This is a genomic window from Waddliaceae bacterium (genome assembly GCA_018694295.1).
In the GTDB taxonomy this organism is placed as follows: domain Bacteria; phylum Chlamydiota; class Chlamydiia; order Chlamydiales; family JABHNK01; genus JABHNK01.
Genome location: JABHNK010000060.1, coordinates 1 through 23,972 on the forward strand (window position 1 = coordinate 1; position 23,972 = coordinate 23,972).

Genomic DNA, 23,972 nt, shown 5'->3' on the forward strand with positions numbered 1-23,972 from the left:
CGTTTCAGATGAGAAAGCCCCTCATCTGCTTCAGATTTTTGCAATCGCGACGACGGCAAACCTATTGGTTTGACTAGGAACGATTGTGAAAAGGTGGAGTTGTTGCAGGTGTTTGTCGTTGAACAAATTGTCGTTGGAGGTGGAAACCTCCAATAATGCTGTTTCCTAAACCTTTTGAGGATATCTATGAACGCAGAACTCTTTTCCCTTCCTTTGACGTCTGATGATGACGACAAAAGCTCTCCTTTTAAAAACAGGGTTAGAAAAAATTACCGCCACGTACGCAAATGGGCAAAACGGACATCGACAAACTGCTTCAGGATATATGACCGCGATATCAAGGAATACCCTCTTGCCATTGATTTTTATGACGGACGCTTTTCCGTGCAATATTTCTCCTATGACAGAGAAAATGACGACCCCGCTCCGGAGTTGAAAGAAGAAATCAACAGCGTGCTACGCTCCCTTTTTGGCGCTGACCCTGACATAATTTATTGGCGCTCGCGCGTTAAGCGAAAGAAAACAGAACAGTATGAGAAAATTGACGATCAAAAAGATTTCTTCACCGTCTTTGAATATGGAGTGAAATTCAAGGTAAACCTTAAAGACTATCTAGATACAGGGCTCTTCCTTGACCATCGCGAGACGCGACGCCTTGTCGCCGATCTTTCTCGCGGAAAACGGCTGCTGAATTTGTTTTCCTATACTTCTTCTTTCAGCGTCCATGCCGCCATTGCCGGCGCCGCCTTTACTAAAAGCGTCGACCTCTCCAACACCTATACTGACTGGAGCATAGATAATTTCATTATTAATTCTATCCCCGAGAAAAACAATGAAATTATACGTGCCGACTGCCTGAAATTTTTAGGCGCAGAAGCACGATCGCATAACAATTATGATATTATTGTCATTGACCCTCCGACAATTTCGCGCTCGAAAAAAATGGATACAATGTTTGACATACAAGAGGACTATCCTTTTATTATAAAGAGCGCCTTAAAGCTACTCCCCAAAAAAGGAGGCGTGATTTTTTTCAGCACAAACTCCCGAAGATTTAAATTCGACGCCACGCTCTTTCCACAATGCCATATACAAGACATCTCAGAAAAAACAATACCTATAGATTTTCATCAGAAAAAGATCCATCGATGCTGGAAGCTTACGACAGAAGGACAACCCTTTGTAGCATGCCAATAAATTGATCGTGGCGCACAACGTCAGTTATTAACTGCTTTTCTTGACGATCTTAGACTTGAGCATTATATTACCCACTCCCTTGATATTGCAGTCAATATCGTGTCCATTCTGTTCTTCTACCAGGCGGATATCTTTAACTTTAGTTCCTACTTTAATCACTGAAGAGGCCCCTCTAACTTTAAGGTCTTTAATAACAGTCACGCTATCGCCATCTTTAAGGGTGTTCCCGTGTGCATCTTTAACAATTCTCTCTTCCTGATTTTCTTCCTTTACAGAATTTTTCTCCCATTCATGAGCGCATTCTGGGCAAACATACATAGTGCCGTCTTCATAAGTGTATTCGGAGCCGCAGCTGTCACATTTGGGTAAAGAATTCATTTTAATCGCCTTAACAAAAGTTTTTGTGGTATAATTGCCTGCCATACTAAGCTATTTAGTGCCAACATAGTAACTAAATATTGATGTTATAAATTATATCATTAGTGTTACTATAAAATCAAGGAGCGACAAAACCTATGAGCAATTATTTCATCAAAGAGATCCACGAAAAAAATCGTTCTATGATGAACATGGAAGGATCCCTGAACCTTTATCATCTTTTGTCCCGCGTCCTTTATCAAGATATCCCTGGCGATGTTGTCGAGACGGGATGCTACCGTGGCCTTACCGCAATAATACTCCAAAAGACTCTCGACAAGCACAAATCCGTGAAGAGCCTACATGTCTATGATTCCTTTGAAGGCCTTCCGGAGAAAACTTCTATGGACAGCTTCCCGCCGTCAGGCTCTATTAAGGGCTCTGTATACCAAGACAATAAAAGGGTTGGTAAAGGCTGGTTTCAGACGTCAGAAGAATCACTACGCACGAATTTCAAAGACTTTTCGACTAAGCTACCATCAATCCACAAAGGGTGGTTTAAAGATACTCTTCCAAAAGATCTTCCTGACTATATTTCCTTTGCTCATCTTGACGGTGATTTCTATGAATCGACCATTATCTCTCTAGAAAACATATATCCGAAGATGTCCTCTGGAGCTATTGCTGTCATTGACGACTATTGTGACATCGATATCCACGGAAAGCCTAACTCCCTTCCTGGTGTAAAAAAAGCATGCGATGCTTTTTTCTCTGAAAAGCCAGAAAAAATCGAAGTCCTTGCTGCCGGCATTCAATATCAAGCATATTTCATCAAAAAATAATCTGCTTCATACAAAATGTTTGCTTTTTTATTGTTATTATTAATATACTGTATTTGTGTAAAGAGAATCAATATGTCTCTTTACCATAATTACTTAAGGAAGAAAAAACATGGGATCATCATTTACTCGCATTATCTATGGCCGCAATGGTCGCGTGTGCGTATTTTCTTCTTCGTTCCATCTAGGCTCTGTTTCTTTTATCTAATTTTTGTAATATAATTATTTTAATTTGAAAACGGAGTACTTTTTTTTATGAACACTTTTGTATTTTTATCGTTATTTTTAGCTCTTGGCATTATATATCTTATAATAGGATTCATTGCCTCTAAGAGGATCAAAGACAACAACGACTATTTCCTTGCCGGCAGGAAGCTTGGCTTTTGGCCTTTATCGCTTACGCTTATCGCCACGCAGCTTGGTGGCGGTGTTATCTTAGGAACTTGCGAAGAATCTTACAGTTCTGGACTTTATGGGATTTTTTATACGCTAGGGATATGCCTTGGCTTTTGGGTCTTGGCCTGTGGTTTTGCTGGGAAGTTACGAGGTTTCAACGTATGTACTATTTCCGAGCTTCTTGAGAAAAAATATCGTTCTACTTTTCTAAGGAAAATAGCTTCTATTTTGTCTGTTATGTCGCTCGGCGGAATTCTTATAGGCCTTGTCGTTGCTTCTCGAAAATTCATGCTTGGCATCGGGATCGACAACGAATGGATTTTAGCGATTTTTTGGTTATCTCTTATAGCATATACCGTTATAGGAGGGCTTAAGGCCGTAGTAATGACCGACACCTTACAGGTCGGTGTAATCCTTGCTGTCTTTACGTGCGTCTTAGCATATGTTTTCTTCTCCAACCCAGAATATCTTTTATCTACTAAAGCTATGCGGGCAAGCACTCCTTCAGGAGGAGCCTCTTCTTATCTTAGCTTGCTATTGATGCCTATGCTTTTTTCTTTGGTAGAGCAAGATCTTGCACAGCGTTTTTTCTCGGCAAAGTCTAAAAAAACCGCTATCATGGCCAGTGCCTGCGCCGGCCTTCTTCTGCTACTCTTCTCTATAGTACCTATAACAATAGGGATACTAGCTAAGAACGCTGACATTGTGATCCCTGACGGTTCAAGCGTTTTGATGGTGACAATATCATTCCTGACAAACGACATCGTCACAGCCTTTGTCAGCTGTGCTGTCCTTGCGGCGATAATATCTACTGCGGACTCTTTGTTATGTGCTATGAGCTCTCTCATCGCCCAAGATTTCAATTTCCCTTTTCTTAAGAACATGACGAAGCTAACCTTTTCGAAGCTTGTTACGTTCATTCTCGGTATCGTCATCATAGGTATGGGAGCATTTTTCGATGACATTTTAAAGATATATATCCAGAGTTATTCTTTGCCGGTATGCGCCCTTTTTGCTCCTATGATTTTCTGCTTCTTCACCGACAGACTCAGTAAGACCGCAGCCTTTATGGCAGTATTTTCAGGGCTCTCAGCCTTTGTGGTGCTTTCGTTATATCCTATAGGCTTTTCTACGGAGATCCTTGCCGTCGCGGTGTCGTTCATCGGGTATGCCCTTGGAATGTCGTATGACAAGATTAAGGAATAACAAACGATGAAAAAATATCTATGGCTATTGTTGCCGGTTATTTTATTTGCTGCCATCACGCCTTTCACGCCGCGTCTTGACGTTATGATATCGGGGTTTTTCTATAACGCCGACACCGGCTTTTTTGCAAGGAACAGATTTTTCGACGCCATCTATCATTATGGATTATATCCTGCGTGGGTTGTTTCTTTAACAGCCCTCGCAGGTATTTTTGCTTCGATACTGATAAAGAGCCTGCGTAAATATCGTAAAGACATGGTATTTTTGGTGCTTGCCCTTGCTGTCGGATCGGGGCTTATCGCCAACGTTATCTTTAAGGATCACTGGGGGCGTCCGCGTCCTGTACAGGTCGTGGAGTTTGGCGGTGACCATGAATTCCGTCCTTATTATTCTCCGAATCTCACCTTTGCGGTATCGCCGACGAAGTCTTTCCCTTCGGGGCATTCTACTATGGGTTTTTATTTCTTCGTTTTATGTTTTTTGGGTAAAAGACACAAAAAACATTATCTTTATCTTGCGGGAATTGTTGCAGTGAGTATTATTGGTGGTATGTTGGGTGTTACGCGCATAGCACAAGGCGGGCATTTTTTCTCCGACGTCATCGCTGCGGCGATGATAATGTGGTATGTGGCGCTCATCATCGACAGACTATTATATAGAGGTACAAAGCATGAAAGGATTAACCAAGCGTCAACGTGAGATCGTCGACTACATAAAAGAGTATATCGGCAGCAACTCATACTCGCCGAGCTACCGTGAAATAATGGAACAGTTTGGTTTCTCTTCTGTGGGGTCCGTATACAAACACGTCAAGGCCCTGGAACGTAAGGGGTTTTTATCCCTTGAGAAGGGATGCTCTCGGTCTATCGCTCTCGTCGAAGAAGGCAGTATTGGTGGTGATGCCAGCGTCGAGCTTCCATTTATCGGAACAGTAACTGCTGGACAGCCTATAGAGATGTTCGAGCAGACAAGCTCTATAACAGTCCCTTCTGTAATGGTTTCGTCTCTGGGGCAGTGTTATATTTTGAGGGTTCGTGGAGATTCGCTTATCAACGACCATATCAACGATGGCGACCTTATCATCGTCGAAGCCAAGCAGAATCCCGACCCTGGTGAGCTCGTCCTCGCCATCATCCACAACAACGAGACTGTGATAAAACGTTGCTACCCCGAAGGTCTTTACACGCGCCTCGAAGCCATATATTCCGACACGCACCCTATAACATTAAAACACGACGAAGTCTTCGTCCAGGGATGTGTCGTCAGCCTTCTTAGGATGTACTCGTAAAATGCGGCGAAGCCGCATTTTAGTTCGGAGTTCGGAGTTCGGAGTTCGGAGGTAAAAATTTATAATTAATGAAGATGATAAATAATGGATTTTAATTTTGAGAATTTAGATGTTTATAAGAAGGCTGTTGATTTTGTAAGTCATATCTATTTATTAACCAAATCTTTTCCCAAAAATGAGGTTTTTGGTTTGACGTCTCAATTGAGAAGAGCTGCGGTTTCAATATCATTGAATATTGCTGAGGGGTCAGCTCGAACTAAAAAAGATTTTAGCCGTTTTATTGACATGTCCAGAGGCTCTATTTTTGAATGTACGACTGTATTACAAATTGCTTTACAACAAAACTATATAAAAAAGAACACATTTAAACAATGTAAAGAATATTTGATAGAGATGTCAAAAATGTTAAATGGTTTAAAACGTTCGATAAAATAAGCTATAATCAATAAGTTTCGGTTCCTAGCTCCGAACTCCGAACTCTGAACTCCCAACTATGATGCTGCGTAGCAGCATCATTCTGGTGGTTCTGGGTCGAAATCTTTTAGTGTTTTTGACTTCTTGTTTATGAAGAGTCGTATCAACGATAGCGTCGCTGCTAGAGTGATATATCCCCATGACAGTATGAAGAACACCAAAGCGAACCTCTGTATTGCTCCGTATATTATTACTAGAGAAAGGATGACGGTAAAGAATACTAGGTGGAAGGATTTCATTCGGAAGCGTATTGTTTTAAGGCTTGGGAATTTCCAATGGCTTACCATAAGGTATCCGAGGAGTATCATGATGATAACCATCGTCGCTGCGCGAACTTCTTTTGTCATGGAGAAGCGGTCCATGAATTCTGACGACAGAAATAAAAGGTTTATCGACACGGCGGCGGCGGCGGCGGCGGGGATAGGCAGTCCTGTGAAGCTTTTCGTATATATATCCCATTCTACGCTTTTTTTATCTTTGGGGATACTCACGTTGAAGCGTACAAGTCGCAACACTCCGCATGTCGAGAAGACAAGGGTACCTATTGTGACAATGAAGAGAAGCTCACTATCGGGTTTAAGCGGTAGGCTTTTAAGGATTATCACTGCTGGTGCAACGCCAAAGCTTACGACATCGGCTAGGGAGTCGAACATACATCCGAACTCGCTTTCAACTTTAAGGACGCGTGCCATCGCGCCGTCGAGGAAATCTGCGATTATCGCTAAGATAAGCAGTCCTGAGACAATTTCAAGGACGCTGAAGAAATCTTCGCGGTATGGGTCCGTGACGGTGACCTTAAAAATGATAAACAGCCCGAACGAAAGTCCTATTGCTGTGATGATATTTGGTAAGACGCTGATTTTCTTCATGATGCGGGCCTTTGGCTGGTTATTTACGCTTTCATATTATACCACGTAATAATTTATTCACAAACTAAATTATGGTATATTTCTCGTCTTTGGTATACGTTAGTATGATTACTGACCTTACGCGCCACTCTCACTTTATTAGCGTGTAACATCAGTGATTATTTTATAAGGAGTTCATATGCTTGGGAAGAAATTATTATCTGTCGGCGATGTCGTCGATGGTTTTGTTGTAACGAAAGTCGTTGATGTTGTGGAATTGCAGTGTCTTCTTACCGAGCTTCGGCATAATGACACTGGCGCTCGTGTTTTGCATCTTGGCAACGACGATCCTGAGAATCTTTTCTGTCTTTCGTTTCGCACCACCCCTGAGAATTCTCACGGCACTGCCCATGTTTTGGAGCATACCGCCCTTTGTGGTTCTGAGAAGTTCCCTGTCCGCGACCCATTCTTTTCTATGATACGTCGTAGTTTGAATACATTCATGAACGCCATGACTGGTTCAGACTTCACCTGTTATCCTGCGGCGTCGCAGGTTCCCAAGGATTTCTATAATCTTCTCGAGGTATATCTTGATGCTGTTTTTTCTCCGACGCTTGCGCCCTTGAACTTCCTCCAGGAGGGTCATCGCCTTGAGTTTTCCGAAAGCTCTGATGGTATTCCTAGCGAGCTGACACGTTGTGGCATTGTCTTCAACGAGATGAAGGGTGCTATGTCGTCTCCCGACACTCGCCTTTCCGAGGCTTTGATGAACGCGTTATTCCCTGACCTTACATATTCTTACAATTCCGGTGGTGCCCCAAAAGACATTCCTAATCTTACTTATGAAGAGCTTATTTCTTTCCATAAGAAATTTTACCATCCGAGTCGTTGTCTTTTCTTTTTCTATGGCGACATCCCTCTTGAGAAGCATCTTTCTTTTATCGAAGAGAATGCCTTGAATAACGTCGATGCCGCAGAGCCTCTTCCTCTACTTCCTCGTCAGCAACGTTTTTCTTCGCCGGTACATCGTGTTGAGACGTACCCTGCTCCTCCTGACGAAGATCTTTCCGACAAATCTCTTTTTAGTATGGGTTGGCTAACGTGTTCTATTCTCGACCAGATCGAACTTCTTGCGTTGGTGGTCCTTGACATTGTTCTTATGGGCACCGACGCCGCGCCTTTAAAGCTTGCGTTGCTGAAGTCAGGGTTATGTAAGCAAGCGGAATCGTATGTCGAAAGTGAGATTAGCGAAGCGCCTTTTGTTCTCTTCATCCGCGGGTGTTCTGCTGACGATGGCGATGCTCTCGAGGATCTTGTCATGTCAACGTTACGTGATATTGTCGACGAAGGAATAGCTTCTAACCTCATCGATGCTGCCATCCATCAGATAGAGTTCCAGCGCAGCGAGATCACCGGCGACCGTTCTCCTTTCGGTCTTTCGCTATTTTTCCGTTCTGCGTTATTAGAGCAGCATGGCGGCAATGCCGAAGACGGCCTCACCATCCATGCTCTTTTCGACAAGCTCCGCGCTCTAACCGTCGATCCTTTATATTTACCTTCTCTTATCAAAAAACACCTTCTTAACAATAGTCATTATGCTCGTATTCTTATGGTTCCTGACAGGGACCTCGAGAAGCGCGATATTGCAGAAGAGCAAGAAAATCTCCGTGCCATCGAGGCATCACTTTCTGACGAAGACAGAGCTTCTATCGTCGAAGACAGTATTGCTTTGAAAGCTCTTCAGGAGTCTGATGATGACATCGAAGTTCTTCCTAAGATATCCATTTCTGACATTCCTTCTCATAGCAAGGATTTCCCTCTTGTCAAAGAGAAGGGCGGCGCTATCGACGTATATAATCACAGCTGTTTTACTAACGACATCGTATATGCTGATCTTGTCTTCGACCTCCCTGCTCTTGCTGTCGAAGACCTGTCGTACGCTCAGCTTTTTACGTTATTGCTTCCGCAAGTGGGTTGTGGCTCACGATCTTATGCCGAGAACCTCGAATATATCCAGGAACACACTGGCGGTGTTGGAGCTTCGCTGTCGCTCAACACCCGCGCCGACGACCATACTGCTTTCATGCCGACGCTTTCTTTTTCCGGCAAAGCTTTGCGTCGCAAGAGCGACAAGCTTTTCTCGTTAATTACTGAGATGATCCGTGATGCCGACTTTTCTGACGCTACTAGGCTCAAAGAGCTTATCATCAAGCACCATTCTTCTCTTGAGAACAACATCAACAGCAATGCCTTGAAATACGCTATAAACATTTCGTGCGAAGGCCTTTCCGTCGGAGCGCATATTGCCAACCACTGGAATGGTGTGCGCTACCTCAACGTCATCCGCGACATCGTTAAAAATATTGACAGCAACTCTTTAAACCTCGTTGCTACTATGGAGCGTCTTCAGGAAACTTTGTTATGCCGCGAAGGTTCTGACCTCATCGTATGCTGTGATGATGCCACCTACGATGATATTAAAGGCGAAGGTTTTTATGGTTTACGCGACATCCCGCAGCGTCAGCAGTCTCCGTGGTGTGGCGACTATGCTATCCCAGAGGTTCCTCACCAGGGTCATATTATCTCTGCTCCTGTATCCTTTACCAGTAAGGCTTTTAATACGGTATCGTATTCACATCCTGACGCCCCTCTTCTTGGTATAGCGTCTTTCATTATGAACAACAAGGTTCTCCACAAACGCATTAGAGAGCAGGGCGGCGCTTATGGTGGCGGTTCTAGCAACAACCCCACTGCCGGAAAGTTTTATTTTTACTCTTACCGCGATCCAAACATTGCAAGCACTCTTTCTGCCTTCGAAGAGTCTCTTACCTCTACGCATCGCGGAGCCTTCGATGCTCGCGACCTCGAAGAGGGAAAGCTTGGGATGATACAGGGCCTCGACTCCCCTGTTGCTCCTGGCAGCCGCGCCGTTGCAGAGTATTCGTGGATGCGCGCCAAGAAATCTTTACAAGAGCGTGAAGCTTTCCGATCGCGCGTTTTATCGGCTAGCAAAGAAGATATACAGCGTGTCGTCGGAGAATACCTTATACCGGAATTTTCTTCATCGCCGACGGTGACATTTTCCGGTGCAGACCTTCTTACCAAAGAGAATGCTGTTCTTGGCGACATCTTAGAAATTCACAACGTTTAGAAGTGGGGGTGGTCTGATATGATCACAGAATTATTTTTTCTTATCATGGCCCTTATCATCACGAGTTCTTCTTCTGATGTTGCAGCGTCGTCATGGCCTTCGACATCCGGTTATAACTTCGTGATAGGTCTATGTATATATATCTTCACCGTTGCCTTCATCGTCGTCCAGGCGAAGCTTTTAGGGAAAATGAAGGGTTTTGCGCGGCGTCTAACAACCCTTGCCAACGCCGAGCTTATAATTTTTTTATGTGTCTACGACCTTATCCTTGGCAGCAATCTTATTTTTCGAGAAATCCCTCTCGTCGGTGCTTCGTTATTTTTGCCTGCTTTTTTTTCGTTGTCGCTATATTTTTTGGGGCTCTTCGTAGCATATCGTGTTATTTCCCGCCCTTCAAGGAGCAGTGCTTTTCTAAAGGTCCGTTTTCTTTTCCCTTTTGTCGTTCCTTTTCTTTTTTTTCTCACCATCGCCGATGTCGCAACAATCTTTTATTCAGGAGCAACGATTTTCAGTGGCGAAGGTTGGCATTATGCCTTTGGCGCCCTTATGTTATACGTCGTTTTTCTCGGGCTTCTTATGTTGTTTTTTCCTGTCCTCCTCAAAGTGCTGTGGGGGTGTCGTCCTTTACCATCGTCACCGCTTAAGGAGCGTCTCGAATTACTTTGTAAGAAAGCTGGCTTTTCTCACGGTGGTTTTAAGATATGGCATGTCATGAAAGATGCCATCACTGCTGCCATCATCGGCATCGTCCCACGCTTTCGTTATATTATGTTCACCGAGAAGATCTTACAACATTGTTCCGACGACGAGGTCGAAGCGATACTATGCCATGAGATTGGACACAGCAAGAGAAAGCACCTTCTTCTTTATCCTTTCATCATCATGGGCATGATTATCGTTGCGACGCTTTTTTCTTTTATCTTCGACCCTGCCATCTACAGCTTTTTTGATAATGTTGAAAGCTCTTCGTCGTGGCGTTTTGTCGCCCCTATTGCTAAGACAGGCCCTTTTCTTTGTATAATTTTTCTTTATTTTCGTTTCGTCTTCGGATTTTTTTCTAGGATGTTCGAGAGGCAGGCCGACCTTCATGTTTTTTCTGTAGGTATCGACCCAGAAAATATGATCTCTTCTCTCGACACCATCGCTATCCTTGCTGGTGGCATACATAATGTTCCTAGCTGGCATCACTATAGCATAGCGAAGCGTATCGCTTTCCTAGAAATCGCCATCGCCGACCCTTCTATTGTCGTCCGCCACCACAGGTTTGTTCGCCGCAGTATTATAATATATTTCATCGCGCTGATTGTTGGGATGATACTCGTAATATCGCCATTCCTCGTAGACGTCCCTGTCATAGGATATTTTGGCGAATGTATCATCAAGGCAAGCGTTGCCATCGAAAATTTTGTAAACCCCCTTGCCGATTTTTAGTGTCGATGCTACAATGATCAAAAATCAATCATTTGTTTAAGGAGAAAGTTATGTTTTTATCACGTGCAATAAAAAAGATCGTATTACTTCCACTGTTTGTAATGATGGCGATAATGATATCGCCGCTCCATGCTATCAGCATGACATCCGACCTTCCTATCAACAATATTTTCTCTGAGGTTGCCAACAAGACGACCCCTGCTGTTGTATACATCACTGCTGAGCTCATCGCCAGCCCCTACAATCAGCAGCAGCAGCAACCTGCCGCCCCCCCTCTCGATTTATTCGAGCAATTCTTCGGCCCACGCAATCCTGGTATGCAACAGCAGCAGCAACAGCAACAGCAGCAAAAACAATATAGCCAAGGTTCTGGTTTCCTTGTCAGTGTCGATGGTTATATCCTCACCAACAACCATGTCATTGCCAACACGCAGAACATCGTCGTCACTCTTGTCGACGGCAACGAATACGATGCTGAAGTTATTGGCACAGACCCTTCTACCGACCTTGCTGTGATAAAGATTTCTGACGAAGACAAAGAGTTCCCCTTCTTAACTCTCGGAAATTCCGACATCTTATCTATTGGCGAGTGGGTATTAGCTATCGGCAACCCTTTGGGTTTTCAGACGTCTGTATCAGCGGGAATTGTCAGCGCCAAAAACCGCGGCAATCTAAATCTTTCCAGCTATGAAGACTTCATACAAACCGATGCTGCCATCAATATGGGTAATTCCGGCGGTCCTCTTGTGAATCTCGACGGCAAAGTCGTAGGCATCAATGCTGGTCTTGCCAGCAACAATGGTGGTTATATAGGTATAGGCTTTGCTATCCCTAGTACTATGGCCAAGACTGTGATGATGCAGCTCATCGAGACTGGCACCGTAAGCCATGGGTTTTTAGGAGCTTCGCTGCAGAACGTCACCAACGACCTCGCCGAAGCCTTCGACCTTGAAGCTGTAAAAGGTGCTATCATCGCCGATATCGTAAAAGACGGCGCTGCCGACAAGTCTGGCGTAGAGCGCGGCGATATTGTTCTGGAATATGATGATATCATCGTAGAGAACATGAACACTTTCCGCAATGCCATCGGCCTTATGGAGCCTGGAACAGAGACTCTTCTCACTATAAAACGTGAAGGCAAGATAATTGAGGTTCCTGTAATCATCGGTGCACACCCAGATAATATTGCTTCCGAAGCTATTTCTGCTTCTGTAACACAGAAGATCGGTCTTATCGTCGAGCCTCTCGATGACGATGCTGCACAAAAGCTTGGATATATTGATGAAGAAGGCACCGTTGTCACAAGCGTACGTCCACAGAGCCCTGCCGACATTGCCGGCATACGCCCTGGCGCGCTGATAATATCTGTTAACCACAAAAAAGTTAATGACCCTGAAGAGTTCGAGAAAGCTCTCTCGGACAATGACAGTGACAAGGCTTTAATCCTCGTGAAGCAAGGGCCTATGACGTTGTATATAACGCTGAAGACAAAATAACACGACAACGATCGCGTTAAAATTGATTCTACAATGCCGGAGTTTTTTTATAAGACTCCGGCATTATTTATCCAAGCATTTTAACAAAAACCTTAAACTTTTTATGTTCGCGGATATTGTCGAAGTCAGTTTTTTGTAGAATTCTCAGAAGCTTTTCCTTGTCATGTTGCTGACAATTTTTTAGCCACCCTACAGCGGCTTCGGCTTTATTTTCACGGGCGTGTGCGAGAGCGTTGTATAAGGCAACTTCAGTGTTGGCGTTCATGACAAAACTCTCTGTTCCTGCCTCTATAGCTTCTTTGTAGTCGCCGCTATGATATGCAAGGCGCTGTAACAGCATAAGGCCTTCGAAGGTGAGGATCTTCTTCTGCACGGTTTTTAGTGTGGAATATGCTTCGTCGTTTTTGCCTTCTTTGTAGAGGATCTCGGCGATGTTCTGTGTCGCCATGGAATACAGCACCCCTTTTTTTGCTTTGCTACGGACGCCTTCGAACAGCGATGCTGCCTCTTCGATATCTCCATCGCGGCGTTTCTTTAGCGCTTCATCGAAAGTGCCTCTGAGGCCTTTGTCGCTATCATTTTCCGTCATCGTAGAATATTGCTTCAGCGCTCTGTAGTTCTCTGCGGCGAAGAGGAAAAATATCAATCCCGTCATCCATCCGAACGCAAAAAATGTCGCCCCTGCTATAGCAGCAATGATGAAGCTTATCCTCAGTGCCGCCACAACGCCTTTAACGCCCCACATAACCTCTAGGAGTATGCTCATAAGCCCTCCACCATCGAGGGGGATTATAGGAATAAGGTTTAGAATGCTCCAGAATGCATTGCCATATAAAAAAGCGTCTATGGTATAGATGGCGATGGGGTTTGCTCCTCTCATCGCAATGCGTATATACCCTGCCAACAGAAAGATGACGATACCGACGAGAGGGCCGTTAAGCGTGACGAGGAAGTCCTGCCAAAACTTTAGCTTTGGTCCATCGCGTAAAGTTACTCCACCGAACATTACTAATTGTATCTCTGTCTTATGTCCGAAGGCTCGTGCTGTAAGGGCGTGTCCGAGCTCGTGTGCCAGCACAGAGAATAGTATCACCATAACCCATATCGCCGTTGCTGTCGCCATCCCTATCACCGGCGAAGCGTTCATCCATCCTATTGCCAGCGCAGTAACCCAGAATATTGGCTGTATCGTTATCGGTATTGCGCCCGGTATCTTTATCATAGCGCCGCCTTTATTGCCTGAACCATAGCATCGCCCATATCAGTAGGAGTTTTTGCTACGACGACGCCAGCTTTTTCAAGTGCCGCGACCTTGTCGGCTGCGGCGCCTTTCCCTCCAGATATTATTGCTCCTGCATGGCCCATACGTTTCCCTGGAGGTGCTGTCATCCCTGCGATGAATGCCGCTACTGGTTTGCTACACTGTTCCTGTATCCACATGGCGGCGTTTTCTTCTGCGTTGCCGCCAATCTCCCCTATCATCATTATAGCTTCAGTTTCGGGGTCTTCTTCGAACATCGCAAGGGCGTCGAGGAATGAAGTGCCGTTCAGTGGATCACCACCGATACCTATACACGTCGACTGTCCGAGTTCTAGGTGTGTAAGCTGCCATACTGCTTCGTATGTAAGCGTCCCCGACCGTGATATCACGCCGACGTTGCCTTTTTTATGGATATATCCCGGCATTATCCCTATCTTACACTCTCCGGGAGTGATGATTCCTGGGCAGTTGGGGCCTATAAGCCGTGATTTGCTTTCGCGCATAATCATCCCGACTTCGAGCATATCTCTTACTGGAATTCCTTCCGTTATACATACTATGAGTTCTATCCCTGCAGCTTCGGCTTCGAGTATTGCTTTTGCCGCGAAAGGCGCAGGAACCATTATTAGTGTGGCATCGCACCCTGTAGCATCACGAGCTTCGGCAACGGTATTAAAAACAGGAAGCCCTAGCACTTCTTGTCCACCTTTCCCAGGAGTGACGCCCCCGACGAAAGTGGTGCCATACTCCATACACTGCTGCGTGTGGAACGTCCCAGCCTTTCCCGTTATTCCTTGTGTTATTACTTTTGTATCTTTGTCGACAAGTATTGCCATGGGTTATTTCCTCGCTGTTTTCGTTGCCACCATAGCCTTCTCCGCTGCTTCGGCAAGGGTGTCTGCTGTTATCATCGTCATCGCGGCATCGGCGAGCATTTTCTTTCCTTTCTCGGCATCGGTACCTTCGAGACGTACTACTATAGGTTTTGTTATATCTTGTTCTTCCGAAACTTCTATTAGTCCTTCGGCGATGGTCATACAGTTCATTATACCTCCGAAGATATTGACGAGGATGCCTTCGACGTTTTTATCTTGCAGGATGATCCGCAGCCCAGCAGCGACTTTTTCTTTGGAAGCTCCCCCTCCTACGTCCAGGAAGTTCGCTGGCTTTCCGCCGTAAAGACTTATGACATCCATCGTCGCCATTGCCAGCCCTGCGCCGTTTACCATACAACCTATCGTGCCGTCGAGAGCAATATATGCTAGGTCGTGGTCTTTGGCGGCGACTTCTAATGTCGTTTCCTGTGTGGGGTCATATAGTGCAGCGATATCTTCGTGGCGGAAGAGGGCGTTATCATCGATACTGAGTTTCGCGTCGAGAGCTTCGATGTCACCATTCTTTGTTAAGACTAGTGGGTTGATCTCTAGAAGCGATGCATCGGTGTCGGTGAATGCTTGTGCCAGGTTTTTTATCACGGTCTTTCCCTGCTCGGCGACGTCTCCATTCCAGCCCATAAACATTGCGGCGTCTTCGAGGTCCTTGTCTTCGACGCTACCGTCGACATCGATTACGAACGTCATGATACGCTCTGGGGACGTTGCTGCAACTTTCTCTATCTCGACGCCTCCTTCTGGAGAAAGTATCATCATAGGCTGTGCTTTTTCTCTGTCGATGACAGCGCCGACGTAGTATTCTTGCTGTATATCGGCGGGGTCAGCGATAAGGACTTTTTGTGCTATAACACCAGCGGCGCCGGTCTGCTCATTGACTATCTTCATCCCTATAAGCTCTTCTGCTACGGAGAATATCTCTTCTCGCGTCTTGGCGAACTTCACCCCTCCGGCCTTGCCGCGTCCGCCGGCATGAACTTGTACCTTTACTACTGCGGCGTCGAGGTTCATTTTCTCGACGACAGCTTTTATCTCTTCGGCGTCGGAAGCAACGCCATAGTCGCCGCAGGGTATGTCGTATTTTTTTAGTATTTCCTTCGCTTGATATTCGTGGATATTCATGATTGTCCTTTCTCCTTTGTACCCGTGATTGCGGCCTATCCTTCAAATCACAGGTTGTGAAATTACCCTTTATATGCTACCATCTTCATTCATCAAAGGTAATATTATGATATTCAGCTTTATAAAGAAAGGCTATCAAAAAGTATCGTCGGCGCTCGCCAAGACACACGCCGTCTTGGGGCACCGTATACGTAGCATCCTCTCTAGGCCCATAGACGACGACGTCCTCGAAGAGCTCGAAGAAGCTTTATACGACGCCGATATCGGTGTAGATACAGCGTCGTCACTAATCGAGACGATACGTCTTACCTCGAAGAAAAACCGTGGAAGTTCCTGCGAAGAAATCCTTGATATTCTACGCGACGAGGTCTTCGGCATCCTTTCAAAACATGAAAACACCGGGCTTTCCGAAGCCCCTGCCGGCGAACCTACCGTTATCTTCATCGTAGGCGTCAATGGTAGCGGCAAAACCACAGCATCAGCAAAACTCGCACACGCTCTTTCTGATATGGGGAAAAGCGTAATGTTCGCTGCTGCCGACACATTCCGTGCCGCTGCTACAGAACAGCTATCGCTTTGGGCCGAACGTTTAGGCATCGATATCGTAAAGGGTAAGTACAAAAGCGACCCTGCTGCCGTCGTCTATGACGCCGTCGCCGCGGCAAAAGCCCGCAATGTCGACGTTATAATAATCGATACCGCCGGAAGGCTACAAGCCAAGACACACCTGATGCACGAGCTAGAAAAGATGCGGCGTTCTTGTGAAAAAGTCCTTCCTGGCGCTCCTCATGAGACGCTCCTCATCCTAGACGCTACGATAGGACAGAATGCCATCGACCAAGCTCTTGTCTTTAATGATTTCACTCCGCTTACTGGCGTCGTCCTAACAAAGCTCGACGGCACGGCAAAGGGTGGTATCGTCGTCGCCGTACAACAGAAGCTTGGCATTCCAGTGAAATTCATCGGCATCGGCGAGTCTCTCGAAGACCTAGAACCCTTCGATGCTAAGACTTTCACTCAAGCACTCTTTGAAGAATAAGACCAATTCTCGGTGAAAACTTCTACACAAAAAGATGAGGATGAATTTGTGAGCTTTTTATCGAGAATTGGTATAAATATTATCGTCGTCCTGCGGAGAAGATTCGTAGTATATACCAGAAGATCATGATGACGTTGATATACATCTTTAAAGCCATGATTAGCGAGAGCTTTCCAGCAAGCTCAGAATGTCCTACCGTCTGGCTACTCATTCTACGTATCTGTTGTGCATCGTATGCTGTGAGGCCTATGAAGATTATAAGGCCGAGGTAACATATTATGAGGTCAAACATGGTTAATGTTACGAAGAAAGACATAACGATATACAAGAAAGTTACCGCTATAAGTCCCATTAGTGCAATACGTAGGATCTTCCCTATGCCTGTCAGGTCTGTCTTAGTTACAATTCCGTAGCACATCGCTATACCAAAGATTGTCCCTGCCGTTCCGAAGGCGAGCCATATCATCTGCCCACCGTATGCTGCTGCGTATATCGGCAATATTATCCCAAAAAGCATCCCTTGCAGGGCGCTGTAAGCGGTGAATAGTACGGCGAGAGCAGGAAATGGAAGGCGCTGTACCATAAACCCCATCGCCATAGCGATGCCGAAGGTTCCGAATGTCGCTACCCACCAGAATGGCATGAGAGCAGCATATGTTCCGGAATTATATATCCATAATGCAACAGCTGCCGTTATCAGCAGGCCCATCGTCATCCAACCATACACTCGTGTCGCGAAACTGCTAACCGTCGCTTCTGAAACCTGAGTTCTTTCGCCACTCCAATAATCTCTGTCGTGCAATGCCATAATGCTTCTCCTAATATTCTGGTATAAAATGTTACGCTATATGATATCGTTTTTGTGTCTTGTAAGACAAGTGTTATCACACAAAATACGCTATCTGTATCGCCACTGCCATGACAGCAACCACTGCTATCGCTATAAGGGCAGCCCGCCCTCCTGGAAATGTATATGATGTTGTATCGTTCATACGATATCTTCGCACCCATGTTATCATTACGGGAAGAAGCCCTAAAAGCAATGCTGACCCTAGCCCTCCGCCGAGGCGCAGTGCCACCAAGAAGATATGTGGGTATGTCATCGTTATTATTAATGGAGGAACGAAAGCCAGCGCGCTCAAAAGAATTTTTCCTTTAAAGCTCTTCTTTATTGTAAGACCATCGGCGAGGAAGTCTATAACGCCAAGGCTCACGCCGAAGAAAGAGCTAAGCAATGCACAGAAAGCGAAAATTATATGTATAACATTGATGTTGGTGTCACCAATAACATTTTTCAGGGGCTGTAAGACGTTACCTCCTGCCTCCATCATAGACCTCATTCCTTCCGGTCCTTCGAGAGGCACTATTCCAAGGACAAGCCATTCCCATATAGCATATATCACGAAAGGTATCGTCGCCCCTATTATTATAGCGCGGCGTATTTTTTTTACGTCGTGGTCCATATATGATATAAGTGTAGGAACGACTCCTTGAAATCCGAAAGACGTCAAGACGACAGGCATAGCTACTAGCGATGCCGACCAGTTGATATTCGTAAGGTTTGCGGTGTCAACATATCGCCATCCCAAGGCAACGAAGGCGAAGTATGTCACGACGAGTGTCGTCATCACCATGATGTTTATGCGTCCTACTACTCGCGCACCGAAATATACTATCATACCAAAGACTGTAACGAAAAGCAGCGGTCCAAAAACACTTATCGCTCCTCCAGCGAAGACATCGAGGATAAAACTCCCTCCTCCGGAGATGTATGCTATATTGAGGGAATAAAAAAGAAAGAGATAAAGCGTCCAGCTTATCACCTTGCCTGTGGTTCCGAGGGTATCCCCTGCCATAGAAATTATGTTGCTGCCTTTTTTCATTCCCATAGCGATTTCGAGGATGAGAAGCCCTGTTGCCACCATCGACGCCCAGCATACAGCGAAGATTGCCAGCGCTGGAAAGAATCCTCCGTAGCTTGTGACGAGAGGAAGTGCCAGCATCCCTGCACCTATCGACGTCCCTGCTATCAGCAGCGACCCGCTTATTACACTACCTTTTTGTAGACAACAATATTTTTTAATAAAATTTTTCATCGCTATTATTCTTTTGGTTTGGTTGGTTGCAAAGTCGGCAAATATAAAACACCTGTTTCTGCTCCCTTATCTATTTTTGGTAAATCAGATAAACTAGACCTGGCAGAAAAATCGGAAAAAGCGCTTACACGGTATTCTGTTCTATCAGAGCACGTTCTACGATGTCCTTTATTACTAGACCTTTGTTTATCAAGCTCCTTAGTACTCATTGGTCTTGGTCCAGGGCTAGAGAATCCCCTATCCCTAACTTCATAACTCATAGCCATTATAGCAGGCGTTGTTTGAGAAGAGCTTGATAGAGTAGTCCCCACGGGTGGTGGTGGTTTTATTTTTCTTGGCTTTGGTGTCACTACACAACCTGGAGTAAGAGACCGTCTTCTCACTTGTCTCGCTTTTATCCTTTTTGTCGTTGAAGGTTTGCCCATGCGATCTATAAAATTGACAATAGCTCCTTCTATCCTATCTTTAAAGCTTTCTTTTGGTTCTTGTAGAAACTCATGTGGCGACTCTTGACGTTTTTCCTCTGACTTTATAACTATACCCTCTGTTTCCTCACCAATATGCTCTTGCAAAAGCCGTTGTCTTACCAACTCTCTATAAACTTTTAATGCCGCATCAGAATCCATTAAATCCAAACCATCTTCCATTAGTTTATTAATAATTCCATCTATCTGCAAAGGCGAGCTACCTAACATCTTTGATGTTAATTTTTTATTAGGAATCTCTAACAGCTCTTTCATTTCAACATATTTTTTATCAAGTTCTGCGAAAGCTTCTGTTTTTATTGTTTCTATAATCTCCTTCTGCGCATCCTGATCGTCACAAGGTTTTTTAACCTGTTCAGCAAAGAGCTCTTCAACTTTTCTGTATCTATCTACAAGCTGGAGAAATTGAAAATAAAATATTTTTCCTACAACAGTAATTTCTTTTAACTCATCGTCAATCTCACAAAAAAAACTCTTCCTTTCTGCTGGAATACACCCTTTCCAAACAGCATCAATAAAGTCTATTTGTTCTATCCTTTTCTTTTGTGCAGCAAACTCTTCCTTGTCTTCATCGGTTTTCACTCTAAGAGAAGGGAAATTTGGTGAATATTTTGCTACTTTCTTCATTATCATTGAGAAGATCTTTTCTTCATCAGAAAGTTTCTTAATATCTTCTTCCAAATTTTGTTGAGCCAGGTCATATCCTTCCGTCTTTATATACCTAGGGTCTCCTACAGGCTGTTCTATTTTTGTGGGGAACGTTAGCGCTTTAGAGCAAAAGTCTATTGCCGTTAACAATGTAAGTGATGCAGACATAATACAACATATATATAATTTTATAAAATGTTCATTATTATAGCATTGCGCTATTTTTCTCGACAGCGAAAAGTTATTATTCTACTGTAACAGATTTTGCGAGGTTTCGTGGCTGATCTATTTCTGTACCTCTTTCGTATGCGATATAATATGCTAACAGCTGCGCTGCTACTGATGATGGTATTGGTGCAAGCTCGTCACAAATTTTCGGCACCCATATAATATCATCGGCGATTTTTGCTGCTTTGCCCATCCCTTTCGATGCTATTGCTATGACGCGGCCATTACGGGCTTTTACTTCCATGACATTGCTAAGCATTTTCTCGTATGTATGTTTATTTGCGAAGAACGCCACTATAGGGCTCTTCTTGTTGATCAATGCTATGGGGCCGTGTTTCATCTCTCCTGCTGGGTATGCATTCGCGTTGATATACGATATTTCTTTGAGTTTAAGTGCTCCTTCTAGGCTTGATGGGAACATATACCTTCTTCCTATGAAGAAGAAGTTGTCGTATTTTGCATATTTTTTTGCTATCTTTTTTATATCTTTAGCATTGGCAAGAACGTTTTCTACTATTACCGGAAGCTTCATAAGCTCGTGGATAAATTCTTTTCCTTCTTTTTTACTTATCGCCTTCCTCATCCGCGCCATACTTAGAGCGAAGAGTGCTAATACGACAAGCTGGCTTGTGAATGCTTTCGTCGAGGCGACGCCTATCTCCGTTCCGGCGCGTAGGAACAGGCAGCTGTCGGCTTCGCGTGCTATCGTCGATCCATGGACGTTGCAGATCCCCAAAATTTTAGCACCTTTAGCGCGGCATTCTTTCATGGCGGCGATGGTATCTGCCGTCTCTCCCGACTGGCTTATTGCTATGACGAGGGTATTGTCGTAAAGGATCGGGTTTTTATATCGGAACTCCGAAGATATCTCTACCTGCACAGGTATCCGTGCTTTGTCTTCGATGATATATCCTCCTATGATCCCTGCATGCCACGATGTCCCGCATGCTAGTATAACGATACGTTCCACTTCGAGGAGTTCTTCTTCGGAGAAGGTCATATCTTCGAGGACAACGGTGCCATCTTTTTCTATGAAACGTGATAGCAGGGCATTGCGTATCGTCTGTGGCTGTTCGTATATTTCTTTTAGCATGAAGTGTTCATATCCGTCTTTGCTCACTTCGCCTTGTGTCATTGTAAGGGTTTCAGTTTTCTTCTTCACCGGTTCTTTCGCATGGTCATAGATTTTTATTCCCTTGGCTTTTACTACGGCGACTTCATCGTCTTTTATGAAGACGACTTTTTTTGTATGTGCTACGAAGGAGTTTGTATCCGAGGAAATGAATGTCTCGCCATCGCCAATACCTATAGCCAATGGATTTTCTCGTGCTGCTACGACGATCTCTTCGGGATGATTTTTATGGACGAGTGCTATTGCAAAAGACCCCTCCATTAGTGGCAGTGCTTTCTGTACGGCGGCGAGGATATCGCCGTCGTAGATATCGCTGATAAGATGTGCTATGACTTCGGTGTCGGTCTCTGAAACAAAGGTCACCCCTTTTTCTTCGAGCATAGTACGTAGTGTGTCGTGATTTTCTATTATGCCGTTGTGGACGACTGCTAGAGTTTTATTGCTGTCGAGGTGTGGGTGTGCATTTTTTTCTGTTGCTTTTCCGTGTGTTGCCCATCGTGTATGTGCTATAGCGACGTTTAGGTTATACCCTTTCTTTTTCACCGCCTTCTCCATTACGGCGATCTTCCCTGCTTTTTTACAATATACTATCTCGCCATCTTGTATCCCTGCTATCCCCGAAGAGTCATATCCGCGATATTCCAGCCTCTTAAGCCCTGCTATCGCCACCTTTGCCGCATCTTTATGGCCTATATATCCGAAAATCCCACACATATCGCTATTTCCCTATCAATTTCGTTATTACACCTTTTAATTCTTCAGCTATTCTCGTTATCATTGTTTCATCTTCGCCTTCGACCATCACGCGGCATATTTTCTCTGTCCCGGAATATCTTACCAACACCCTTCCTGTATCTTTTAGTTCTTTTTCTGCTGAGGCGATAGCATCGCCGATATCTGGCATCTCTTCTATCGGAGGTTTTTTTGTCACTGCAACATTTATTAGCACCTGTGGATATGGCGTATATATCGATGCTAGCTCAGAGAGTTTTTTTCCTGTCTCTACCATTATCCGTAGCACCTGTAATGCCGATGCTATCCCATCGCCTGTAGTGTTGTAGTCCATGAAGATGATATGTCCGCTCTGCTCGCCGCCGAGGTTAGCGCCATGTTTCTTCATCTCCTTGATGACATATCTGTCTCCTACTGGCGCGATGACAACTTTGATGCCGAGCTCTTCCATACACTTAATAAAGCCATAGTTACTCATAACAGTGCCGACGACGGTATTATTAGAGAGCTTCCCCCTCTTCATCATATCGCTGGCACATATTGCTAGGATAGCATCGCCATCGACAACGTTGCCTTTTTCGTCGGACATAATAACTCTGTCGGCATCACCATCGAAGGCAATACCAACGTCGCAGCTTCCAGCAATTACGCCTTCTTGTATAATGTCGGGATGTAGGGATCCATAGCCATCGTTGATGTTAAGGCCATTGGGTTTGTCACCGTATACGACAACATTGGCGTCGAGTTCTCGTAATATCGTCGGCGCTACTTTGTATGAAGCACCATTGGCACAATCGACAACGATTTTAAGGCCATTGAAAAGCATCTTCCTCGGCAGTGTCGCTTTGATATATTCTATATACCTGCCGTCGGCATCGTCGACTTTAAAGTTCTTGCCTATCTTGTCGGTGGAAGGACAGTCGCCGGAAAAGTCATTGGTCATAACGAGGTCGGTGATCTCCTTTTCGACAGAGTTTGGAAGTTTAAAGCCATCGTGGGAGAAGAATTTTATGCCGTTGTCACGGTATGGGTTATGTGATGCCGAGATCATGATACCAGCATCGGCGCGATATGCTCGCGTTATAAAAGCAACGCCAGGAGTAGGAAGAGGCCCTACCATAAGAGTATTAACTCCCATAGAACAAAGCCCTGCGATAAGAGCGTTCTCAAACATATAACATGACAAACGCGTGTCTTTGCCAACGACAACACGGTGAATGCCATCATGGCGTCGGAAAATTTTCCCAGCGGCGCGTCCCAATGACAAAGCGATTTCCACAGTCATAGGATATTCGTTAGCTTTTCCGCGGACACCGTCGGTGCCAAATAATGCTTTTTCTACCATAAAAAAACCGCTTTTTAATAAATTATATCTTTATAGATTACCATAGGAAACGCCTCTTTTTCAATGTTAAAACCCGAGTTGTGTCCTAAACTTTTTCTTCAGCTTACTCTGATGAGGCATATTTTTCAATTTTTTTCGAAGGTAAACTCTTTTGAGTTTACCGAGGAAAAAAGTGGAAAAGATGCCCATCATAGTAAGAATGAAGAAGAATTTTCTAGAAGAACATATATACTTTTTGAGATAACATTCCATTTGCTTACCAAATCTAAAATAATACCCCTTATTGCGACCTAATCTTTGGCTTAAAAATA

General features: G+C 44.6%; 20 protein-coding genes. 10 read left to right on the forward strand and 10 right to left on the reverse strand.

Annotated features, from left to right (window positions below; all coding sequences use genetic code 11):
- Positions 1-186: 186 nt before the first annotated feature.
- Complete coding sequence (locus HN980_06475; GenBank protein ID MBT6929116.1) at positions 187-1,197, forward strand: SAM-dependent methyltransferase; 1,011 nt, start codon at positions 187-189, stop codon at positions 1,195-1,197.
- Positions 1,198-1,224: 27 nt separating this feature from the next.
- On the opposite strand, the gene HN980_06480 is transcribed toward HN980_06475, so the two are convergent.
- Positions 1,225-1,575 (reverse strand): alkylphosphonate utilization protein, encoded by a 351-nt coding sequence (locus HN980_06480; GenBank protein MBT6929117.1) that lies wholly within the window; start codon positions 1,573-1,575, stop codon positions 1,225-1,227.
- Positions 1,576-1,712: 137 nt separating this feature from the next.
- Between HN980_06480 and HN980_06485 the strand changes: the two genes are divergently transcribed.
- The 5 genes from HN980_06485 to HN980_06505 all read left to right on the forward strand — a co-directional run bounded on the left by HN980_06485 (position 1,713) and on the right by HN980_06505 (position 5,718).
- A complete protein-coding gene (locus HN980_06485; GenBank protein MBT6929118.1) occupies positions 1,713-2,396 on the forward strand; it encodes a methyltransferase in 684 nt (227 codons plus the stop codon).
- A 252-nt stretch (positions 2,397-2,648) separates the two neighbouring features.
- On the forward strand, positions 2,649-3,995 hold the full coding sequence (locus HN980_06490) for a sodium:solute symporter family protein (GenBank protein ID MBT6929119.1): 1,347 nt from the start codon (positions 2,649-2,651) through the stop codon (positions 3,993-3,995).
- 6 nt (positions 3,996-4,001) lie between these two features.
- Positions 4,002-4,694, forward strand: coding sequence for a phosphatase PAP2 family protein (locus HN980_06495; GenBank protein MBT6929120.1), 693 nt, complete (start codon positions 4,002-4,004; stop codon positions 4,692-4,694).
- Complete coding sequence (gene lexA / locus HN980_06500; GenBank protein ID MBT6929121.1) at positions 4,666-5,283, forward strand: repressor LexA; 618 nt, start codon at positions 4,666-4,668, stop codon at positions 5,281-5,283. Before HN980_06495 ends, lexA begins: the two co-directional genes overlap by 29 nt.
- Positions 5,284-5,367: 84 nt before the next feature.
- A complete protein-coding gene (locus tag HN980_06505) occupies positions 5,368-5,718 on the forward strand; it encodes a four helix bundle protein (protein ID MBT6929122.1) in 351 nt (116 codons plus the stop codon).
- 77 nt (positions 5,719-5,795) lie between these two features.
- On the opposite strand, the gene HN980_06510 is transcribed toward HN980_06505, so the two are convergent.
- Complete coding sequence (locus HN980_06510; protein ID MBT6929123.1) at positions 5,796-6,626, reverse strand: phosphatidylcholine/phosphatidylserine synthase; 831 nt, start codon at positions 6,624-6,626, stop codon at positions 5,796-5,798.
- 178 nt (positions 6,627-6,804) lie between these two features.
- On the opposite strand from HN980_06510, the gene HN980_06515 reads away from it, so the two are divergent.
- From HN980_06515 to HN980_06525, 3 genes are read left to right on the forward strand one after another with little or no spacing between them, the layout of a single operon-like run.
- A complete protein-coding gene (locus tag HN980_06515) occupies positions 6,805-9,756 on the forward strand; it encodes a metalloprotease (GenBank protein ID MBT6929124.1) in 2,952 nt (983 codons plus the stop codon).
- 18 nt (positions 9,757-9,774) lie between these two features.
- Complete coding sequence (locus HN980_06520) at positions 9,775-11,187, forward strand: M48 family metalloprotease (protein ID MBT6929125.1); 1,413 nt, start codon at positions 9,775-9,777, stop codon at positions 11,185-11,187.
- A 50-nt stretch (positions 11,188-11,237) separates the two neighbouring features.
- Positions 11,238-12,683, forward strand: a complete 1,446-nt coding sequence (locus tag HN980_06525; GenBank protein MBT6929126.1) for a Do family serine endopeptidase — start codon at positions 11,238-11,240, stop codon at positions 12,681-12,683.
- A gap of 67 nt (positions 12,684-12,750) precedes the next feature.
- On the opposite strand, the gene HN980_06530 is transcribed toward HN980_06525, so the two are convergent.
- Genes HN980_06530 through sucC form a run of 3 tightly spaced genes read right to left on the reverse strand, consistent with a single transcriptional unit; the run spans position 12,751 to position 15,956 of the window.
- Positions 12,751-13,905, reverse strand: a complete 1,155-nt coding sequence (locus tag HN980_06530) for a hypothetical protein (GenBank protein ID MBT6929127.1) — start codon at positions 13,903-13,905, stop codon at positions 12,751-12,753.
- Complete coding sequence (sucD, locus tag HN980_06535; GenBank protein MBT6929128.1) at positions 13,902-14,780, reverse strand: succinate--CoA ligase subunit alpha; 879 nt, start codon at positions 14,778-14,780, stop codon at positions 13,902-13,904. Before sucD ends, HN980_06530 begins: the two co-directional genes overlap by 4 nt.
- 3 nt (positions 14,781-14,783) lie before the next feature.
- A complete protein-coding gene (gene sucC, locus HN980_06540; GenBank protein ID MBT6929129.1) occupies positions 14,784-15,956 on the reverse strand; it encodes an ADP-forming succinate--CoA ligase subunit beta in 1,173 nt (390 codons plus the stop codon).
- A 106-nt stretch (positions 15,957-16,062) separates the two neighbouring features.
- Between sucC and ftsY the strand changes: the two genes are divergently transcribed.
- A complete protein-coding gene (ftsY, locus tag HN980_06545; protein MBT6929130.1) occupies positions 16,063-16,995 on the forward strand; it encodes a signal recognition particle-docking protein FtsY in 933 nt (310 codons plus the stop codon).
- A gap of 79 nt (positions 16,996-17,074) precedes the next feature.
- Here the strand turns inward: ftsY and HN980_06550 are convergent, their stop codons facing one another.
- From HN980_06550 to HN980_06570, 5 genes are all read right to left on the reverse strand, one after another.
- Positions 17,075-17,803 (reverse strand): Bax inhibitor-1/YccA family protein, encoded by a 729-nt coding sequence (locus tag HN980_06550; GenBank protein MBT6929131.1) that lies wholly within the window; start codon positions 17,801-17,803, stop codon positions 17,075-17,077.
- 76 nt (positions 17,804-17,879) lie between these two features.
- A complete protein-coding gene (locus HN980_06555; GenBank protein MBT6929132.1) occupies positions 17,880-19,091 on the reverse strand; it encodes a tyrosine transporter in 1,212 nt (403 codons plus the stop codon).
- A 5-nt stretch (positions 19,092-19,096) separates the two neighbouring features.
- Positions 19,097-20,392, reverse strand: coding sequence for a hypothetical protein (locus tag HN980_06560; GenBank protein MBT6929133.1), 1,296 nt, complete (start codon positions 20,390-20,392; stop codon positions 19,097-19,099).
- Positions 20,393-20,468: 76 nt separating this feature from the next.
- Positions 20,469-22,298 (reverse strand): glutamine--fructose-6-phosphate transaminase (isomerizing), encoded by a 1,830-nt coding sequence (gene glmS, locus HN980_06565; protein MBT6929134.1) that lies wholly within the window; start codon positions 22,296-22,298, stop codon positions 20,469-20,471.
- Between the two features lie 4 nt (positions 22,299-22,302).
- Positions 22,303-23,661: a phosphoglucosamine mutase gene (locus tag HN980_06570; GenBank protein MBT6929135.1), complete on the reverse strand. Its 1,359-nt coding sequence runs from the start codon at positions 23,659-23,661 to the stop codon at positions 22,303-22,305.
- Between the last annotated feature and the right edge of the window lie 311 nt (positions 23,662-23,972).

What these genes read in the sequence shown, in the direction of transcription:
- HN980_06475 (MBT6929116.1), top strand. Translation starts at nt 187, where the DNA reads ATGAACGCAGAACTCTTTTCCCTTCCTTTGACGTCTGATGATGACGAC.
- HN980_06480 (MBT6929117.1), bottom strand. Translation starts at nt 1,575, where the DNA reads ATGAATTCTTTACCCAAATGTGACAGCTGCGGCTCCGAATACACTTAT.
- HN980_06485 (MBT6929118.1), top strand. Translation starts at nt 1,713, where the DNA reads ATGAGCAATTATTTCATCAAAGAGATCCACGAAAAAAATCGTTCTATG.
- HN980_06490 (MBT6929119.1), top strand. Translation starts at nt 2,649, where the DNA reads ATGAACACTTTTGTATTTTTATCGTTATTTTTAGCTCTTGGCATTATA.
- HN980_06495 (MBT6929120.1), top strand. Translation starts at nt 4,002, where the DNA reads ATGAAAAAATATCTATGGCTATTGTTGCCGGTTATTTTATTTGCTGCC.
- lexA (MBT6929121.1), top strand. Translation starts at nt 4,666, where the DNA reads ATGAAAGGATTAACCAAGCGTCAACGTGAGATCGTCGACTACATAAAA.
- HN980_06505 (MBT6929122.1), top strand. Translation starts at nt 5,368, where the DNA reads ATGGATTTTAATTTTGAGAATTTAGATGTTTATAAGAAGGCTGTTGAT.
- HN980_06510 (MBT6929123.1), bottom strand. Translation starts at nt 6,626, where the DNA reads ATGAAGAAAATCAGCGTCTTACCAAATATCATCACAGCAATAGGACTT.
- HN980_06515 (MBT6929124.1), top strand. Translation starts at nt 6,805, where the DNA reads ATGCTTGGGAAGAAATTATTATCTGTCGGCGATGTCGTCGATGGTTTT.
- HN980_06520 (MBT6929125.1), top strand. Translation starts at nt 9,775, where the DNA reads ATGATCACAGAATTATTTTTTCTTATCATGGCCCTTATCATCACGAGT.
- HN980_06525 (MBT6929126.1), top strand. Translation starts at nt 11,238, where the DNA reads ATGTTTTTATCACGTGCAATAAAAAAGATCGTATTACTTCCACTGTTT.
- HN980_06530 (MBT6929127.1), bottom strand. Translation starts at nt 13,905, where the DNA reads ATGATAAAGATACCGGGCGCAATACCGATAACGATACAGCCAATATTC.
- sucD (MBT6929128.1), bottom strand. Translation starts at nt 14,780, where the DNA reads ATGGCAATACTTGTCGACAAAGATACAAAAGTAATAACACAAGGAATA.
- sucC (MBT6929129.1), bottom strand. Translation starts at nt 15,956, where the DNA reads ATGAATATCCACGAATATCAAGCGAAGGAAATACTAAAAAAATACGAC.
- ftsY (MBT6929130.1), top strand. Translation starts at nt 16,063, where the DNA reads ATGATATTCAGCTTTATAAAGAAAGGCTATCAAAAAGTATCGTCGGCG.
- HN980_06550 (MBT6929131.1), bottom strand. Translation starts at nt 17,803, where the DNA reads ATGGCATTGCACGACAGAGATTATTGGAGTGGCGAAAGAACTCAGGTT.
- HN980_06555 (MBT6929132.1), bottom strand. Translation starts at nt 19,091, where the DNA reads ATGAAAAATTTTATTAAAAAATATTGTTGTCTACAAAAAGGTAGTGTA.
- HN980_06560 (MBT6929133.1), bottom strand. Translation starts at nt 20,392, where the DNA reads ATGTCTGCATCACTTACATTGTTAACGGCAATAGACTTTTGCTCTAAA.
- glmS (MBT6929134.1), bottom strand. Translation starts at nt 22,298, where the DNA reads ATGTGTGGGATTTTCGGATATATAGGCCATAAAGATGCGGCAAAGGTG.
- HN980_06570 (MBT6929135.1), bottom strand. Translation starts at nt 23,661, where the DNA reads ATGGTAGAAAAAGCATTATTTGGCACCGACGGTGTCCGCGGAAAAGCT.